The 16,800-nt window shown below is 59.5% G+C and carries 12 protein-coding genes and 2 pseudogenes; 4 read left to right on the top strand and 10 right to left on the bottom strand.

All coding sequences use genetic code 11. From position 1 onward, the window contains the following. Positions 1 to 360: 360 nt before the first annotated feature. Positions 361 to 1,026 (bottom strand): transposase, encoded by a 666-nt coding sequence (locus tag GWG67_RS37940; protein ID WP_275174756.1) that lies wholly within the window; start codon positions 1,024 to 1,026, stop codon positions 361 to 363. A 297-nt stretch (positions 1,027 to 1,323) separates the two neighbouring features. Between GWG67_RS37940 and GWG67_RS37935 the strand changes: the two are divergent. Together GWG67_RS37935 and GWG67_RS37930 are read left to right on the top strand one after the other, a co-directional pair. Continuing rightward, positions 1,324 to 1,595, top strand: a pseudogene (locus GWG67_RS37935) (hypothetical protein); the annotation flags it as partial. A 440-nt stretch (positions 1,596 to 2,035) separates the two neighbouring features. Further along, positions 2,036 to 3,415, top strand: a complete 1,380-nt coding sequence (locus GWG67_RS37930; protein ID WP_275174755.1) for an aspartate aminotransferase family protein — start codon at positions 2,036 to 2,038, stop codon at positions 3,413 to 3,415. A 703-nt stretch (positions 3,416 to 4,118) separates the two neighbouring features. Here the strand turns inward: GWG67_RS37930 and GWG67_RS37925 are convergent. Beyond that, a pseudogene (locus GWG67_RS37925) lies at positions 4,119 to 5,044 on the bottom strand (transposase); the annotation flags it as partial. 330 nt (positions 5,045 to 5,374) lie between these two features. Here GWG67_RS37925 and GWG67_RS37920 point away from each other — a divergent pair. Both GWG67_RS37920 and GWG67_RS37915 read left to right on the top strand, forming a co-directional pair. Further along, positions 5,375 to 6,412 (top strand): histone deacetylase family protein, encoded by a 1,038-nt coding sequence (locus tag GWG67_RS37920; protein ID WP_275174753.1) that lies wholly within the window; start codon positions 5,375 to 5,377, stop codon positions 6,410 to 6,412. Positions 6,413 to 6,657: 245 nt separating this feature from the next. Beyond that, the gene (locus GWG67_RS37915) at positions 6,658 to 6,819 is read left to right on the top strand and encodes a hypothetical protein (protein WP_275174752.1); all 162 of its coding nucleotides are present in this window, start codon (positions 6,658 to 6,660) and stop codon (positions 6,817 to 6,819) included. Positions 6,820 to 6,843: 24 nt separating this feature from the next. Here GWG67_RS37915 and GWG67_RS37910 read toward each other — a convergent pair whose 3' ends face one another. From GWG67_RS37910 to GWG67_RS37875, 8 genes are all read right to left on the bottom strand, one after another. Continuing rightward, entirely contained in the window at positions 6,844 to 8,265 is a 1,422-nt protein-coding gene (locus tag GWG67_RS37910) for an amidase (RefSeq protein ID WP_275174751.1), read from the bottom strand. Then, a complete protein-coding gene (locus GWG67_RS37905) occupies positions 8,262 to 8,639 on the bottom strand; it encodes a hypothetical protein (RefSeq protein WP_275174749.1) in 378 nt (125 codons plus the stop codon). The genes GWG67_RS37910 and GWG67_RS37905 overlap by 4 nt, the downstream gene beginning before the upstream one ends. Positions 8,640 to 8,701: 62 nt before the next feature. Further along, the gene (locus tag GWG67_RS37900) at positions 8,702 to 10,129 is read right to left on the bottom strand and encodes an amidase (protein WP_275174747.1); all 1,428 of its coding nucleotides are present in this window, start codon (positions 10,127 to 10,129) and stop codon (positions 8,702 to 8,704) included. Between the two features lie 143 nt (positions 10,130 to 10,272). After that, on the bottom strand, positions 10,273 to 11,319 hold the full coding sequence (locus tag GWG67_RS37895; protein ID WP_275174746.1) for an ABC transporter ATP-binding protein: 1,047 nt from the start codon (positions 11,317 to 11,319) through the stop codon (positions 10,273 to 10,275). Beyond that, on the bottom strand, positions 11,316 to 12,323 hold the full coding sequence (locus tag GWG67_RS37890) for an ABC transporter ATP-binding protein (protein WP_275174745.1): 1,008 nt from the start codon (positions 12,321 to 12,323) through the stop codon (positions 11,316 to 11,318). Before GWG67_RS37890 ends, GWG67_RS37895 begins: the two co-directional genes overlap by 4 nt. A gap of 1 nt (position 12,324) precedes the next feature. Next, entirely contained in the window at positions 12,325 to 13,206 is an 882-nt protein-coding gene (locus tag GWG67_RS37885; RefSeq protein WP_275174743.1) for an ABC transporter permease, read from the bottom strand. Positions 13,207 to 13,208: 2 nt separating this feature from the next. Further along, positions 13,209 to 14,150: an ABC transporter permease gene (locus tag GWG67_RS37880; protein ID WP_275174742.1), complete on the bottom strand. Its 942-nt coding sequence runs from the start codon at positions 14,148 to 14,150 to the stop codon at positions 13,209 to 13,211. A gap of 7 nt (positions 14,151 to 14,157) precedes the next feature. Then, entirely contained in the window at positions 14,158 to 15,759 is a 1,602-nt protein-coding gene (locus GWG67_RS37875) for an ABC transporter substrate-binding protein (RefSeq protein ID WP_275174741.1), read from the bottom strand. Positions 15,760 to 16,800: the final 1,041 nt, after the last annotated feature.

Raw genomic sequence — 16,800 nt, 5'->3', positions numbered from 1 at the left:
CCCTAGCATCATCGAAAAACGCCGCCAAGTGCTCGCTGCGACGATGAAGCCGAAAACCGAGGAGTCCGACGAGCTCTAACGGTTAACTGGAAAGATCAGCGCGCTGCGGCCTACCGCGTAGGGTTACCTCGAGCACGGTGGCCCGCTGCATGGAACGAGACCGTTCAGGCTGAAAATTGCTGTCACCAGGATTGTGGGTGGGCGCGGGCGAGTCGTGGCGAAGCGTGATGCGTCGGCTGAAAGCGTCACCGGGCTGCTTGTGTTGTCTTGCCCAATTGAGAGGCCTGCGCACCCGCTCTTGCCGCCGCGCTTTCCATTGCAACACGAATTGTTCGTAGTTTCGCTCCGCTTGAGCGGCAATCACCGTCTCGAGGTCGCGCAGCGCCTTGATGTTGTAGGCATTGGCAGATCCACGCCGGTTGCATACTGTTGCGAATGCTTAAAGGTTGCATTGCACGGGACTTGTTGGCGACCCGTGCCGGGCGCGCCAACTGCGCGATCTCGCGGTCGAGCAGGGCCAGGTCTTCCGGCCAACCGGTCGAGCTCACGGATGTGCCGATAGATCGTTGTGCGTTGATCATCCAGCAACTGTTGAGCAGCCAACCAAGCCCGGCCGGCGGGCGTTGAAAGATCGGCATCTGGGCACTTCGGGATCAGGTGCGCGTGCAGGATCGAATGCACCTCATTCTTGAGCCTGGTGCGATGCCGCATAACCTGGTAGCGCCGGCCGACCAATCTGCGCTTGCGTTCGGTCTCCGCGTCCGGCGTCCAGATCTGCGGCATGTACCCGGACGCCTGCAGGCTGGCGAGCGTGCCGGCATCGATCTTGTCGGTTTTGACGCGAGCCTGGGCGATCACCTTCACCTGCAGTGGATTGGCGACAATCGCCCGCGCCGCAAGCGGGGCCAGAACCCGCGACACCGCCATGCTGTTGGTAGTCGCTTCGACCACTACCTCATCACTGGCCAGCAGGGTTTTGCCAAATTCATCCAGCGCAGTCCGTGTCAAATCAATGCGGCCCTGCATGTCGGAGCTTGCCGTCTTCCCAAAGTTCGGTGGACGTCGATGCCAATCACCCGTCGCTGCACCTCTGCTTGATAGAGGGAAACTGCGGCGACACGACAACTACGGATTCGCACTCCCAGCGCAACCCGGCAAGTCGCAGGGCGGGCCAGCTACTAATTCGAGCTCTCGGCTCATCGTAAGCATCGGCTTGCCCGCACATCGTGCTCCCGGTAGCTCTGTCCCGATGATCGCACCATACGCCACAATGTAGAACACCGCCGCGGAACGTTGGCACCGAGACATCTCATACCGGTTATCAACCCCATCGAAAGCACGTTGGCCCCGTGCGCCACCGCACCATCCGATCGAAGGGTTGTCTGTCGAGCGGGCCCCGCGCTCGCCATGGTCTTCGAGGTCGTCGAGGGCTCACAGAAAAGCTGCGCCGTCTGCAGCCAGAATCAATTGCCACAACTCGCTCTTGGCGTAACGTTCAACACGGGGGCGACGTCATCGCTAGGCCGACCGACCGTCAGCCCATAACCGCCGCCGCACCGGCCCCGCTGTCAGCAAACTTGGCCATCACTCCATGAGATAAGCTCTCTATTTCAGCGCGCATCCATTTGCCCAGTTGCCCACAGTCCGAGTATTAGCGTCGCGGTGTAGTGTCTTAGGCCAAACCTTGCCCAGTCCCCTCGGTATATCGGTGGAATATCGCTACAGGCGCCAATCCGCTCTCTCGATATAACTGCCGAGGACGCAAAGACATGTCGGCCGGAGATACGTCATGCCGGCAATAGCGCGCAGGAATCCGTCAAAAAGATCGTCAATGACGAGGAATTATGCGTCAACGCGTGCGCCATTGCATCGATCAAAACTGGAATACTGATATTGGAGAGAACCTGAACTTGGCAGATGAAGGCCCCGCCTGACGCGGCAGCCCCAGAGGCGCGTGTTTTGCAACGAACGACGTTGACGTGGCGCGTGGGGGGCCCGGCACATGGCAACCCGGCTAAACTAAGAGGATGATGGCATGGCAGATGAAACCATGAGAGTTCGCGAGTTCGCGCCTATCGAACGCCAGGCGCTAAACCATGTTTGGATCCACTCCGCGCGTTGGCTCGACCTCGCCGAGGGAGACGGGCTGCACGTTATTGTCCGCGGCGAAGGTTCGACCTTATACGATGCGCATGGCCGCACGTTTATCGACGGGCTCGCCGGCCTCTTTCTCGTCAATGTGGGCCACGGCCGCAAGGAGATCGGTGAGGCGATGGCGAAGCAAGCAGCCGAAATCGCTTATGTCTCGGCGGCCAGCTATACGAGTCTGCCGGCGGTCCAACTCGCTGAAGTTTTGGCACAACTGACACCCGGTGACCTAAATCGCTTTTTCTTCTGCTCGGGTGGCTCAGAAGCGGTCGAGAGCGCGATCAAAATCGTTAAGCAAGTCCAGGTAATGCGTGGCTTTCCCAAGCGATACAAAATCATCGCGCGGCGCGGTGGCTATCACGGCGCGACTATGGGAGCGATGAGCATCACCTCCTCCCGTGAGGAGAAGTTTTTCGGACCCTTTATGTACGGGGTGAGCTTCGTCTCCTCCCCAAATAGCTATCGTAACGACTTCGGACTCGAGGGAGAGGCCGGCGATCTCGCCTGCGCCAATGCTATCGAGCAGGAGATCTTGGCACAGGGGCCAGAGACGGTCGCGGCGTTCATCGGCGAGCCGGTCTCCACTGCGAACAATGCCCATGTGCCCTCAAAAAAATACTGGCAGCGGGTGCGAGAAATTTGCGATAGATACGGTGTATTGTTCGTGCTTGACGAGGTCATCAACGGCTTCGGCCGCACTGGCACGATGTTCGCGACTGAGCAATTCGGCGTCGTGCCTGACCTCATGACGATGGCGAAGGGGCTCTCCTCAGGCTACGCACCGATCGGTGCGGTCGCAGTTAGCAGTCGGATCTACGATGAATTTAAGAAGCAGGACGCGGCACTCGGCCATCTGTTGACTTTTGGTGGACAGGCAGTCTCGTGCGCCGCCGCTCTTAAGAACATCGAGATTCTTCAGCGAGAAGATTTGCCGCAACGCAGCGCATCCAACGGCGTTTATATGCTCGACAAGATGCAGAGCTTGCGCTCTCATCCGACGGTAGGCGACGTCCGCGGCCTCGGGCTCATGTGTGTTGCCGAGTTGGTTTCGAACAAGACAACTAAGGAGCCCTTCCCTTTGGCGTGGAAGCATCCATTCATCCGACGTGTCTCACAGCTCATGGCGCAAAAAGGCCTCCTCTCCCGTGTGATAACGTCAGTCCACCTCTGTCCGCCACTCGTAGCGACAAGGGAGGAGATCGACCGCATGGTAACGATCGTGGATGAAAGCCTTACAATTGCAGAGAAGGAACACGGTTTTAATTAGCGAAATCCGCGAGATCATGCAGCGGTTAATGCGTTCCCTCGAACGCCTAGGGTCTCGGGAGTGAAACCCGCCTTTGGTTTAAAGACAACGTTGTTGCTTCAGCAAAACGCCTGCGGACCAGCATCGAGGACTTCGGTTACGTAACAATCAAGGGGGAGTGTGTCGCTTCCGGGTTCGAGCGGCACAAAGCGAGCCTCGTACTGGCAGATTGCAAACTCAACGCACGCCATCAATTTGACGCGGGATAGCAAGTCGCCCATCCGCACGCGATATTTATTAGAAGGAGGTTGAGGCCCGAGTTGCGTCACCTGGAATGTCCATAAGCGACGCACACATCGGAACGTGGCGTTTTTGACGACATTGAATGATCGTCACTTCCGCGTCGATGGATGACCTCGGCCTTGTACCGTACCGTCGCAATATAATCCTGTCGGCCGGAGTTCGAAACCCATGTGCCCACCGTGCCAGAGGCGGCACTCTGCACTACATTTGCCTGGGCAAGCAGGTTGAAATTCGATCCAGCATTTGCAGTGATGATGGTCGAAGCTGATCAACACGCCATAGAAATGTCGGATGGATAACGGGGAGCCCTGCCCCGGAAATGCCAGGGCACGCAATCGGTCCAATGTGCTGTTGAACCCGAGCAATCCGGAACTTCGGGGACGTTGCGATGAGGCAGCTTGGCTTGCAAGCTTCGGGAATGATTTGTGCCCTTGAACCGCCAGGTCTTGGAAGCGGCGATGACCGGCTTGAACACCAACAGCCGGGCGGTGGTCGGCGACAACGACACCTTGGTGCGCACCGTCCTGTGCCGCACGGGAGCGAGGCGCTTTCAATCGATTCGTAGGCAAGTGATCCGAATGCTTGCCAGGGAATTCGTACAAGGCCAGCGACGGTTCGCGGTCCTTGACGAGGCATTCGAGCGCGCGGCGGTACTTCGCGCGGTATTTCTCGGCGAAGACATCGATCGCCACTCGGCGGACGCCCGGCTTGGCGCCCAGTAGACTCCTTCATGTTCAGCCTGCACCGAGAGTGGGACCTAGTCCAAGACATGTACGGTCTATGCATCCAGCATCGCTGGTGCCGCGGCTGGGAAGATCTCGTCGAGCGCCTTTTAGAAACCGAGCGCGGCGTCGCCGACACCAGTTTCCGGGCTGATCTGCAACCTCCGCCGCCTGACGTCGATCAGCAGCTCGCGCCAGCCCTGCGCGTCTCAGGTACGCCGACCTTAAAACCGGTGAGCTCCTCTTGCCTTACGGGTCGCGCCGATCAGCACCAGCAGGCATTCGCCGTGATCTTCCATGCGAGCGGCAGGAGGACACCGTCGGCCCACGCGTAGACGTACCGCCGCGTCGAGAGATCGCGCGTCGTCCAGCGTTCGTACTCGTCCTGCCACTCGGCTGTCAGCCGGGAAATCACCGCCGGCGACAGATTCGGCGCGTTCTTGCCCAGCAAGGCCGTCAGCGCCTCGGAAATCGCCGGTCGAGATGCCGCGAAGGTAGAGCAGGGGCAATAGCGCATCCAGGCTCCTGCTCCGCCGCGCCCGCAGCGGCAGGATCGCCGAGCTGAAACCGGATCCGCTCGCCATCACTGGCTGCCCCCGCGGTCGCGAATCTTCGCCCGCGACACGTGCTGCGCGAGCCCCGCTGAGGCATTCCCATTTGGGCAACTTAGAAAACGGGGCCGTATTATCGATACGTCTTGCTGTGATCCCAGTAAGCATGCGCCCGCCGGCGTTTTTCCGCACACGGCATCTTCGAATGCGTTGCATTCGATGTGTTATCGGGCCAGCGACGGACGTGCGGAGTCGACTTTTCGAGGTCGCAAAAGGCGTTTAGTCGCAACGTTTCTTCAATATCCGGAGTTTTTGCGGTATTTGGGCGTCAGGGGGCTTTATATTCTTCAGTGGGCGTCGTCTCGGCGGTCGCCTTAGGACGCGGTGGAAGGAAAGAAGACCCAATGTTCGTCGCCTATTCCGACAAGCATCTCCTGCATGCGCCCAAGCAGATCATCTTTCGCGGCCGCATCTTCGACAACGTCGAAGCGCCGGCGCGTGCGACCGAACTTGCAGCCGCGGCGCGCGCCGCAGGTTGCCAGCTGGCCGCACCGCGTGAATTCGGCCTCGAGCCGGTCCTTTCCGTCCACACGTCGGCCTATGTGGAATTTCTCCAGACGGCCTACGCCCGATGGCGAGCTATGTTCGGGGACGCTGGCGCAGGTCCTTCCGTCGTACCCCACGCGTCGCCGACGCGGTTCCCGGCGCGCCTGCCCCAGGCGATCCAGGGACAGGTCGGGTATTTCCTCGCCGGCACCTCGGCTCCCATCGAGGAGAACACCTGGCCGGCGATCCAGGCGTCCGCCGACTGTGCCCTCGAGGTCTCCAGCCGGCTGCTGGAAGGGATGCGGGAGGGCTATGCGATCTGCCGCCCCGCCGGCCACCACGCCTACGCCGACGTCGCGGGCGGCTATTGCTACTTGAACAACGCCGCGATCGCTGCCGAGCAGATCGCCCGCCGGCAGGGCAAGGTGGCCGTGCTCGACATCGATGTCCACCACGGCAACGGCACCCAGAACATCTTCTACCGCCGTGGCGACGTGCTGTTCGTCTCGATTCACGGCGATCCAAACGAGGTCTACCCGTTCTACTCCGGCTACGCCGACGAGCAGGGAGAGGATGATGGCAAGGACTGCAACCTGAACCTGCCACTGCCCAAGGGGTCGAAAGACGCGGGCTTCCTGGAAGCGCTCAATGTCGCGCTGGCGGCGATAACCCGCTTCGGAGCCCCTTCGCTCGTCCTCTCGCTGGGCTTCGACGCCCACGAGGACGATCCGCAGAGCGAGATGGCTGTAACCAACCAATGTTTCTATGAGGTCGGGTTGCGCATTGCGACGCTCGGCCTGGCCACCGCGATAATTCAGGAAGGGGGCTACTACATCCCGGGGCTGGCCTCGAATTTGACCGCCTTTCTCGACGGTTTCAAGGCGGGCCGGACATAACTCCTCGAAAACGAAAGAGCTGCTCTCTGCATGCGATGCGGTCAGCGGCAGTCATTCATCGCCGCCCTGCGCCGCGGCGGTCATCTGCGGTCACAGGTCGGCGGCAGCATCCGGATCGGCTATGGGCATGTTCGGTCGACCGGAAGATACCTCCGTACGATCAGGACATTGCCCGAGGCCAACGTATTGCTCGATGAGGCTGGTCTGGCCGCATGAGCCGGCGTCGCGATAAAGGATCATCGTCGATGGCGGCTGCCGCCGTGCCGCTCGTGCAACTCGAGCGATGGCTGCAGGACCGCGCCGAGCGGCGTCCCGTCGCCACCAGCCTGCCGACGCTGAACGGCTACATGGCCGCGATCGTTGCCGGGCTAGTATCGCCTTGCCATGCGAACTCACTCGAGCTTTGAGGCCCCCAAAGGGGCAGGCCGCATTCAAGTGACTTTCGCCGCTTTTAGATCGGGACGGTGCGTAGTTACGCCGGCAGCGGCTTCATAGGCAGCACCAATCTGCAGAACCGTCGGCTCGTCAAAGGGACGGCCGACGATTTGCGCGCTGAGCGGCAGCCCGTCAGCGACGAAGCCTATCGGCAGCGCTAAGGCTGGGTTTCCCGTGACGTTAAATGGACCTGTGAGGACGCCGCCCCCCCCTCCGTCATCGGGGCCGAAACTTGAAAAACGTGCGGCGGTGCGCAGCGTGTTGGGCGCCAAAAGGGCATCATAGGCCTTAAGGACATTCTGGTTGAGGAAAACCGCCAGTTCACGGCGCAACCGGTACGCCTGGACAAGATCGGCTGCCGAAAGTACGGCTCCAGAAACCAGGGTTTGGTAGGCTTTGTGGCCATAGGCGTAGGGGCGGGTCTTGAGGTCGTTTTCGTGTATGGCGTAGGCTTCGGCGAACAGGATCGTGTTCTTACAGGCCTCGAATTGTTCGAATGGCGGCATAACCACCTCTTCGACAACTGCACCAAGTGCAGCCAGTTGTTGGGCGGCTGCGTCCAACGCCTTGGTGGCATCGGCGGTACAGAATGGGTTCTCAATGTAGAAGTTACGTGTGTAGCCGATGCGCAGCCCGACTAGCTCGCGCCCTATTTTGCCGGTGAAATCAGGCACCGGCACATCGGCCGAGGCGGCATCGAGCGCATCGTAACCGGCGATGACCTGCATGGTTAGCGCTGCGTCCTCGACGGACCAGGATAGCGGTCCGCAATGATCGAGCGAATAAGCCAGAGGAAAAACGCCGCGCCGTGACACCCGGCCATAGGTCGGTTTCAAACCGACGACGCCGCAATAGCCGGCCGGACAACGGATCGAACCACCTGTGTCCGAGCCCATAGCCATTCGCACCATACCCGCCGCGACAGCGGCGGCCGACCCCGAAGAGGATCCGCCGGTCGAATGCTCTAGATTCCAAGGATTGCGCGCAGGTGGAAAGGGTAGATCAAAACTCGGCCCTCCGATTGCGAATTCGAAGGTACCGACCTTTCCGATCAGTACGCCGCCACCATTCGAGAGGCGTTCGGCAACCGCACTGTCGCTAGACGGAACGGCATCTCGAAAGAGATTGGAATGGCAGGTGGTTCGGATTCTCGCTGTGGCATAGATATCTTTGAGGGCATACGGAATTCCCTGCATCGGCCCGCGATCGACGCCATTCGCGAAATCGGCATCCGCCCTCTCGGCGTCGTTCAGGGCACGGCCAGCGGTGACTAGGACAAAAGCGTTGACCGAAGGATCGAGCGCAGCGACCTGATCGAGCGCATCCTCGGTCAGTTGACGCGCGGTGATCTGGCCTGCCCGTAACGCGTGGCCTGCGTCTGCGATAGATAGTTGGTTGATGCGGTGGGACGGGTTCATTGGTACTGCTTTTCCAGAAGCGAGAAGACATGTGCCGGCTCACTTGCCGCAGCGCGCGGCTGGCGTAACCAGTGAAGGACGGAAATCAGCCACTGAGCAGTCGCGTAAGCCCCTGCAGTACGATCAGCCGGGAGTACGACACCGGCAATGCGGAAACGGTTTTCGATATCTGCGTCGTGAGAGGGTGAGGGTGTTGATATCATCGCAACATGCTCCAGCTTGCGGTCGAATTGAGCAGCCCCATTCCCATTCTCGATCCTGATGTCTTCGACTCGAACCAGTGACACTGCACCATACAAAGTAGTGTCGCGGCCGACTTCTTGCAGACCGGGCAAGCTGCAACGCCCAAACAACGGCGACCATAGGCCGCTCATTTAGACGCTTCTCCTCCTGCAGAGGAGAAGCCGCCTTAAACTTGAATCTAGTACCTACGGCCTCAGCAGCCAGATGGCTTCCGCGGATCGATTGGTGTGGCGCCCCGGAGGTTTAAGATATCCTCCAGAACTTTGGCACCAGCGAGTAGCCGAGCCTCGCCACGCGGTGGGCCCACAATTTGCAATCCAACGGGCAGGCCAGACTCGGTCACGCCACATGGTAGCGACAGAGCCGGGCAGCAGGCTAGCGTGATCGCATATGCGATCCCGAGCCATTGCACGTAGTTATCAAACGTTTTGCCGCCACATTCAGTGACATAGCGATTTTGCACGGGAAACGGCTCGACTATGGTCGCGGGCGTCAAGAGCAAATCGTATTGGTCGAAAAATTGCAGCGCGCGAGCACTCATAACTACACGCTGCTTTTCGGCACGGTCAACCTGTTCGACCGTGAGCTTCAGACCCTCTTCAATATTCCATATCACCTCGGGCTTTATCAGTTCGCGATGCTGCCGCAACATCACACTCGAGCCCATAGCGTAGTCGAACGCTCGCAATACGTGGAAGCACTCGTGCGATTCGCTAAAATCGGGATGCGCTTCTTCGACGACTGCACCAGCCTCTTCAAATCGCTCAGCCGCCGCGCGGGTAATTGCAGCGACCTGTGGGTCCACAGGCGTGATCCCGAGATCAGTCGAATAGGCCACGCGTGTCGGCTTTTTGCCTGAGCGTGCGGCCGAAAGGAATGAATCGCCAAGCTTTGGTAGGGACAATGGGTCGCCTGGGTGCTGTCCGCTCATTGCATCGAGCATCAAAGCCACGTCCTCAATATTGCGCGCCATCGGTCCCGGCACAGCTAGTGTGCTGTCAATTTTACTCTTCGGGCTACGCGCCACTCGACCAATGCTGGGCCGCAGACCAACTACGCCGCAAAAACTTGCCGGATTCCGCAATGATCCGCCCATATCTGAGCCATGTGCCAGCCATGCCATGCCCGCCGCGAGCGCTACCGCGGCGCCGCCGGAAGAACCAGCCGCAGAACGAGATGTATCCCAAGGATTCAATGTCGCGCCGAACACCTCATTGAAGGTGTTGGCGCCGGCGCCGAATTCTGGCGTATTCGATTTGGCATAGATCAACGCGCCATTTTCCTCAAGACGCTCGACCAAAATGTCGGATCCGGTCGGGATATTGTTCTTAAAAATTCGTGAGCCAAAAGTGTTGCGTACGCCAGCGACGTCGGTGAGATCCTTAATCGGCACCGGTAGGCCAGCCAAGACCCCGCGCTCTGTAATAGGCTTCTTCATGAGTTCCGCAGCTGAACGGCGTGCACGGTCCATGCATAAGATCGGCAAAGCGTTAAGCGTCTCGTCAACGTCCGAGATACGCTTCTCCAAAACATCCAGGAGGTCGAGCGGAGTCACGACGCCGGTCGCTAACTTCTTGACGATTTCGCAGGCACTATCTCGGATCAGTTCGTGCTGGCTCACTTTGGATCTCCGTGCTTATTGACAGCGAGGAACGCATCCGTCCCTCAACATTGTTAAACTCCCACGTTCGCTCGGCTCGGACGTGGCGACACTATGGAGTGAAAGAAAAGTGCGTGCGCGCATGGTCGCGTAGACACTGGTTCTTAGGTTAGAGGTTGTGGCTTTGCTAACGGCGTGAACCGGGAAATGGCTGCCAAGCGCTGTGGCAATGCCTCCGTGCCGGGAGCGCGCACATGGCAGGCTACGACCCGCCCGTCAGCCATCGGTACCAATGGCGGCATTTCGATGCGGCACCGCACGACCGCGAGTGGGCAACGCGGGTGAAACGCGCAGCCGCTCGGCGGACTGACGGGGCTTGGCACCTCGCCCTCCACTGGTACCTTCAGCCGAACCCGCGTGGGATCCGGAATGGGCGCGGCCGCTATCAGTGCCTCGGTATACGGATGAACGGGCTTAGCAAAGAGCGCCTCACAGGGTGCGAGCTCCACGATCCGCCCCAAATACATGACCGCGACGCGGTGGCTGATATGTTCCACCACTCTTAGGTCATGCGAGATGAAAACGAAGGCGATACCCATCTGCTGCTGCAGATCCATAAGAAGATTGAGTATCTGTGCCTGCACGGAGACATCAAGGGCCGAGACGGCCTCGTCGGCGATGATCAGCGATGGCTTAAGCGCGAGCGCCCGCGCAATGCCGAGACGCTGGCGCTGACCGCCCGACAGCTCGGAGGGAAGCCGATCCATCATCTCAGGCGACATCCCTACCTTTCGCAGGAGGTCCACGGCAAGGGCTTGGTGTTGCTTGCGGCTGAGGCGCTCGAAATTCTCTGCAGGTTCAGTAATAATCTGTCGAGCCGTGAGACGCGGGTTCAGCGACGAGTACGGGTCCTGAAAGACCATCTGCATTCGCCGTCGCCAATCTCGAAGCGCGTGCTTCCTGAGACCGGCAATATCGGTTCCCTCGATCAGCACACGTCCGGCTGTTGGCTCCACGAGTCCCATCAAGAGCCGTGCGACGGTGGACTTGCCACAGCCGGATTCGCCGACAATGCAAAGCGTCTCGCCGGCCTCTAGCGAGAAGGATACATCCTCGACCGCCCGCACCACAGGATTTGTCTTCTTCAGGAATCCGCTGCCGAGCGGATAATGCTTGGTCAGGTTCTCGACCTTCAGCAGAGGACCTCTCATGTGCTCAATACCTGTTCGGCGCACCAGCAGGCCGCCGCATGGCCCGGCCTGACATCACGCAGGGTTGGCGTTTGCTCGCGGCAAATATCGACCGCGAACGGGCAGCGCGGCGCAAAGCTGCACCCGACAAGGGGCTCGCGCAGGCTTGGTACAATGCCAGCAATTTCCGGAAGGCGCCGTCCCCGCCCGCGCCCGCGGGTAGGTACCGATTGCATGAGGGCCCGGGTGTAGGGATGTGTTGGGCGAGCGAACAGATCGATTACCGGCGCCTGCTCGACGATGCGGCCCGCATACATGACCATCACCCGTTGGCATGTCTCGGCGACAACACCCAGATCATGCGTGATGAACATCACCGCCGTTCCCATGCGCTCTTTCAGATCCACGATCAACCGGAGGATCTGCGCCTGGATGGTAACGTCGAGTGCAGTCGTTGGCTCGTCGGCGATCAGCAATTCCGGTGAGCAGGCAAGAGCCATTGCAATCATGACACGCTGGCGCATGCCGCCTGACATTTCATGGGGGTAGTTGCTAATGCGACGCTCGGGATCGGCGATCCTGACAAGCCGGAGCATCTCTTGCGCCCTTGCTATTGCATTTGACCGCGAGGCCTTGGTGTGGATCTGCACCGTCTCGGCAATTTGATGACCGACGGTGTAAACCGGGTTCAGGCTGGTCATCGGCTCTTGGAAGATCATGGCGATCCGGTCACCGCGTATCTGCCGCATTTCTCTTTCTGAGAGTTTCAGCAGGTCGCGTCCGTGAAAGCTGATCTCGCCGCCGACCGTCTTGGCGTTGAGCTTCGGCAGCAGGCGAAGGATGGAAAGGGCCGTAACGCTCTTGCCGCATCCGGATTCGCCGACAACGCCAAGCGTTTCGCCACGCCTGACCTGGAAACTAATCCCTGTTAAAGCGCGGGTGATACTTTCCTGGCCGAAAAATTGTGTCTCTAGGCCTCGAACATCGAGGAGCACGTCACCCGCGGTCGCTGTTTGCTTTTGCATGTTAACGTCTGCCTCTTGAGCGGGGATCGAACAGGTCGCGCAAGCCGTCCCCGAGCAGGTTGACGGCCAGGACCGTGACGGCCAGGCAGATGCCGGGTGCGAAGACCGTCAATGGCGCCACAGGTAGGTACAGGCTTGAACTTGAGATCATGTTTCCCCAGCTGGGAATCTCGGTCGGCACGCCGACGCCCAGGAAGCTCAGCCCGGCTTCTGTCAGAATTGCAGACGCGCAGACATTGGCGCTCTGGACCATGAGCGGCGGAATGGTGTTCGGGACGATGTGCCGCCAAAGAACCTTCGGAAGGCGCGCACCGCCGCAGAGCGCGGCCTCCACGTAAGGACGCGTGCGAACGCTCAAAACCACCGAACGAACTAAGCGGGTAACACTCGGGATTGAAGGGATCGTGATGGCGACGACAAGAATGCCGATCCCGCCCCCTGTCAGGGAAATTAGCGCGATGGCCAGCAGAATCGTCGGGATCGCCATCAGACCATCCATGAACCGCATGACGATGCTATCGAAGCTGCGGTTGTAGCCAGCGATGACACCGATCAAAAGCCCGCTCAGCGCAGCGCTCGCCGCCGATATTAATCCCACCATGAGAGAGATGCGGGCGCCGAACACCGTCCGCGCAAACACGTCCCGGCCTAGATTGTCGCTCCCGAACCACATATCAGATGAGGGAAGCTGAAGCCGTTTGAACGGATCCATGCTCACTGGATCGCCCGCGTAAAGCGGCGCAAGGAGCGCCAGCGTGATCAACAGCACCAAGAGGCCCCCGCCGACAAACACCAGTGGATGCCGGCGTGCTAGACGAGGAAGGTTAACTATTTGCAGCCGGCTCAACGGTGCGGCTTCAACGGGCGCGGAGAGAAGTGTCACGATTAATACCGTATCCGGGGATCGATCAGAGTGTAAGCGAGATCGACTGCGAGATTGACTAGGACGTATAGCCCGGATGCGAGAATCAGCACGCCTTGAATGATCGGATAGTCGCGATTGTTGATCGCATCGACCACCAATCGGCCGACACCAGGGATATTGAAGACAGTTTCCGTGACGACGACGCCAGAAATGAGATGAGCAAAACTTATGCCGATCACGGTAAGGATCGGGACACCCGCATTCTTCAGGGCGTGGTGGAAAAGCATGGAATATGAAGATGCGCCCTTGGCAGCGGCTGTTCGCATATAGTCTTCCGAAAGAACTTCGAGCATGCTCGCGCGCGTGATCCGGGCGAAGTAAGCGATGTATGGGAAACTCAAGGCGGCGGTCGGCAGGATCAGGTGCACAAGCCAGAGCCTGAGGCCGTGTTCGATAGGCTGATATCCCTGGACCGGTAGCCAGTGCGCGCTGATGGCGAACCAGTAAATCAGAAAATAGCCGACGACAAACACCGGTACAGAAAAGCCAAGCGCCGCAAAGGCCGCGAGAGTGCGGTCGAAGACGCCGCCGACACGCCACGCGGCCAGCATACCGAAAACAACCCCCGTCACGACCGAAACAATCATCGTCAGGAGCGAAAGGGAAATCGTCGGCTCCAACCGCTGCGAGATGAGTAAAAGAACCGGTCGCGCCGTGAAAATCGAGCCCCCAAAATCGCCGCCGAGAATGCCCACCGCCCAATGTAGGAATTGGACCGGCAGCGGATCGTTAAGTCCCAGCTGCTCGCGGATGCCCGCGATCATCTGTGGTGTCGCCGCGTCGCCGGCCATGATGGCCGCTGGGTCGCCCGGCGACAGCCTGAGAAGCAAAAAGATGAAAATCCCGACCATCGCCATGACGGCTATGGTCGAAAGTATCCTGCGAAGAATGTAAGCGGTCATTGCGCCCTCAGGCCTTCTGCATGTTCCACATTGGGAGAGCTATGGGCATTCCGATGAGGCCGGTCAAAGCCTTGCGGCGCGCGATTGGGTAGACACCTTGACCCAGCACAACTTGGGGGGCGAAGTCCCACCAGACCCGTTGCATCTTACGGGCCAGCGCCTGGCGTTCGGCGAGCGTTGCGGTATCCCCCCATTGGGCGCGAAGGGCTTCGTATTCGTCGTTCCTTGCCCAGCCAGTGAACCCCTTGTCGCCCTCCGCAGTTAGCCAGGGCGTGGTGAGCGGCTCAGCGAGGGTCGCACCGGTCACGCTGGTGACAATGATGCTCCAGCCCCCGGTCTCAACGGGGCCCCTGTTCGACCGGCGCGTGATAACCCCACCCCAATCACTCGGCGCAACCTCGGCATTGATCCCAATCTTCCGCAACGCGCCCGCCAGGAATAGCGCGACATTGCTTAACCCCACAAAGTTCGTAGGTTGGAGAATGACGACCTTTTCGCCAGCATATCCGCTTTCCTTGAACAACTGCTTGGCCTGTTCCGGATCGCCGCCCTTCTTGTACCATCCCGTATTCTCGTCGTTGGAATAGAGTGTGTTTCCAAACATCGAAGTAACGATGCTGGAGTATTTTGGATCGGGGGTATTAATGCGCGAGCACGCCTCCTGGTCGACCAGGTGAAGCATCGCTTGGCGCGCCTTCACGCTGTTGAACGGCTTCTGCAGAGAGTTCATGAGCAGCAATTGGACATATCCCGACTTGTCCAGAAGTTGGAGCGTAAGGTTTGGATCGCTCTCGACCGCCGAGTAAAGATCGGACGACAGATTTTCTTGGTAGTCAATCTCGCCCGCTCGCAAGGCCGCGAAAGCCGTTTGCTGATTGGCAATGTTCTCCCAGATGACACGATCGACTTTAACGATCTTCCCGCCGGAGAATCCGTCTGACGTCTCGCTGCGCGGCACGTACTTCTCATTGCGGTCGTAGGTAAAGCTCGCCCCCGGCTTGGCTAGAGCTTCATTGAATCTAAACGGCCCAGAGCCGATATTCGCGGTCACCTGCTCGGTCGCGGGACGAGTCGCGTCCTTCTCCCGCATAATGAACAGGAAGGGCGTTGCCACACCGGTCAGCAGATCAATCAGAGTTCCGAGCGGCTCCTTGAGCGCGATCGTGAAGGTCTTATCGTCCTTCTTCGAGATATCCTGGGCCCGTGCCATGATCAGTTTGCCGCCGGGAGCGACTTCGGCCCAACGACGAATGGAGGCCACGCAATCGGCCGCAGTAACGGGCGTGCCATCATGCCAACCCAACCCATCCCGGAGCTCGAACGTATAGGCCTTCTTGTCGTCGGAAACGCTCCACTTCCCTACCATTTGCGGTTGCGGCGTTAGCTTGGAGTCGAGTGAGAACAGCGTGTCGTAGATCGCAAGACCGTGCTCGGCGCTGATGCCCGCTGTCGTAAAGATCGGATCGAATACTCGGAGGTCACCCGACTTTACTACGCGCACCGTCCGCGTGGCGGTAGGGGCGGTCTGCGCCCGTATAATCGATGGCATCGATGCGGCTGTACCTGCGGCCAAACTCGTCTTGATGAGATCGCGTCGACTGATTATCATTCGTTCCCTCCTCCATATATTGCATCACGTAAAAACCGAACCTACGATGGATGCGCGTCCAATTCGTGATTTAAGTCTACCGAGCGCGCTAGCGATTGGATTCGGGGCATTGTGGAGCCCCAACTCCGGTCGCAATGAGCCAGCGCGCGGCCGTCGTACCCATCCAATTGCGCACGTGCGCTTCAGCCTGCGGAGGGCCGCGCTAACGTATCTGTTAGCTGCCCGGATGCGCCAGCATCCTTCCTGCGGTCGTCCTTACCCGCGGCGTGCTCCATCCCCGCCTGCAGCCGAGACGCTACCAAAAGAAAGAATATGAATTTATGCGTAGCCCACTGGGTTGCGGCCCAAATTCTGCGCTCTACTCGGTTTTTTGAAGGAAGTTCGCCACAGCGCGTCCGCCCTCGGGATTACCAACTGATGCGATGCACGTTTGGAAGTGTTTGACTTAAAGAATGCACCGTGGTCAGCCGCCCCGGCCCACGGATCAACTCCAGTCTAAGCACGGCGAGTGTTGAGGGGTTCAAGCTCAACCTGCCCCCTGAATGCTGACCGCGTTTCAACATGCAGATTCGCGCCTTTTGTTCGTATCAGTCCTGGTCGGTGATGCGGTAGTCGACACTTTCACAAGGCCAAGCTTCTGATGACGGTGTGAATGCAACTGCTGGGGATGTTGCGCTCAAAGCGGCGCAGGGATGCGGCCGGCACTGGCCCGAGATACATTGATCTGGTTGCGATTGTTTGTCGGCAAGGCCGCCGGCGCACCTGTCGATAGCCTTGCACGTGGCAGGCGGGGGTTTCGCGATGAATGGATTCGGAGGAGTGATCGCGCACTCTCTCTAGACCTTGTGGGTGGAACTGATTGCGTCGTGTGTGCATGTTCATCTGTGCTCTCCTCTGGGCCTAGGCTTCTTCGGTGCGGAATCCGAGGCAAAGCGGCCACCGATTCCGACGGAAGGCGGCCAGCGATTCCGATCGAAAGCGGCCACCCAATCCGAACGAAGGCGGCCACCCTGTTGATAGGGTGAGACGGGGGGCGTTGTC

The organism is Bradyrhizobium sp. CSS354, from assembly GCF_029051725.1.
Classification (GTDB): Bacteria; Pseudomonadota; Alphaproteobacteria; order Rhizobiales; family Xanthobacteraceae; genus Bradyrhizobium.
Note: the sequence above shows the minus strand (reverse complement) of the source record. Positions and strands in the feature narration are given on the sequence as shown.

What these genes read in the sequence shown, in the direction of transcription:
- GWG67_RS37940 (WP_275174756.1), bottom strand. Translation starts at nt 1,026, where the DNA reads ATGCAGGGCCGCATTGATTTGACACGGACTGCGCTGGATGAATTTGGC.
- GWG67_RS37930 (WP_275174755.1), top strand. Translation starts at nt 2,036, where the DNA reads ATGGCAGATGAAACCATGAGAGTTCGCGAGTTCGCGCCTATCGAACGC.
- GWG67_RS37920 (WP_275174753.1), top strand. Translation starts at nt 5,375, where the DNA reads ATGTTCGTCGCCTATTCCGACAAGCATCTCCTGCATGCGCCCAAGCAG.
- GWG67_RS37915 (WP_275174752.1), top strand. Translation starts at nt 6,658, where the DNA reads ATGGCGGCTGCCGCCGTGCCGCTCGTGCAACTCGAGCGATGGCTGCAG.
- GWG67_RS37910 (WP_275174751.1), bottom strand. Translation starts at nt 8,265, where the DNA reads ATGAACCCGTCCCACCGCATCAACCAACTATCTATCGCAGACGCAGGC.
- GWG67_RS37905 (WP_275174749.1), bottom strand. Translation starts at nt 8,639, where the DNA reads ATGAGCGGCCTATGGTCGCCGTTGTTTGGGCGTTGCAGCTTGCCCGGT.
- GWG67_RS37895 (WP_275174746.1), bottom strand. Translation starts at nt 11,319, where the DNA reads ATGAGAGGTCCTCTGCTGAAGGTCGAGAACCTGACCAAGCATTATCCG.
- GWG67_RS37890 (WP_275174745.1), bottom strand. Translation starts at nt 12,323, where the DNA reads ATGCAAAAGCAAACAGCGACCGCGGGTGACGTGCTCCTCGATGTTCGA.
- GWG67_RS37880 (WP_275174742.1), bottom strand. Translation starts at nt 14,150, where the DNA reads ATGACCGCTTACATTCTTCGCAGGATACTTTCGACCATAGCCGTCATG.
- GWG67_RS37875 (WP_275174741.1), bottom strand. Translation starts at nt 15,759, where the DNA reads ATGATAATCAGTCGACGCGATCTCATCAAGACGAGTTTGGCCGCAGGT.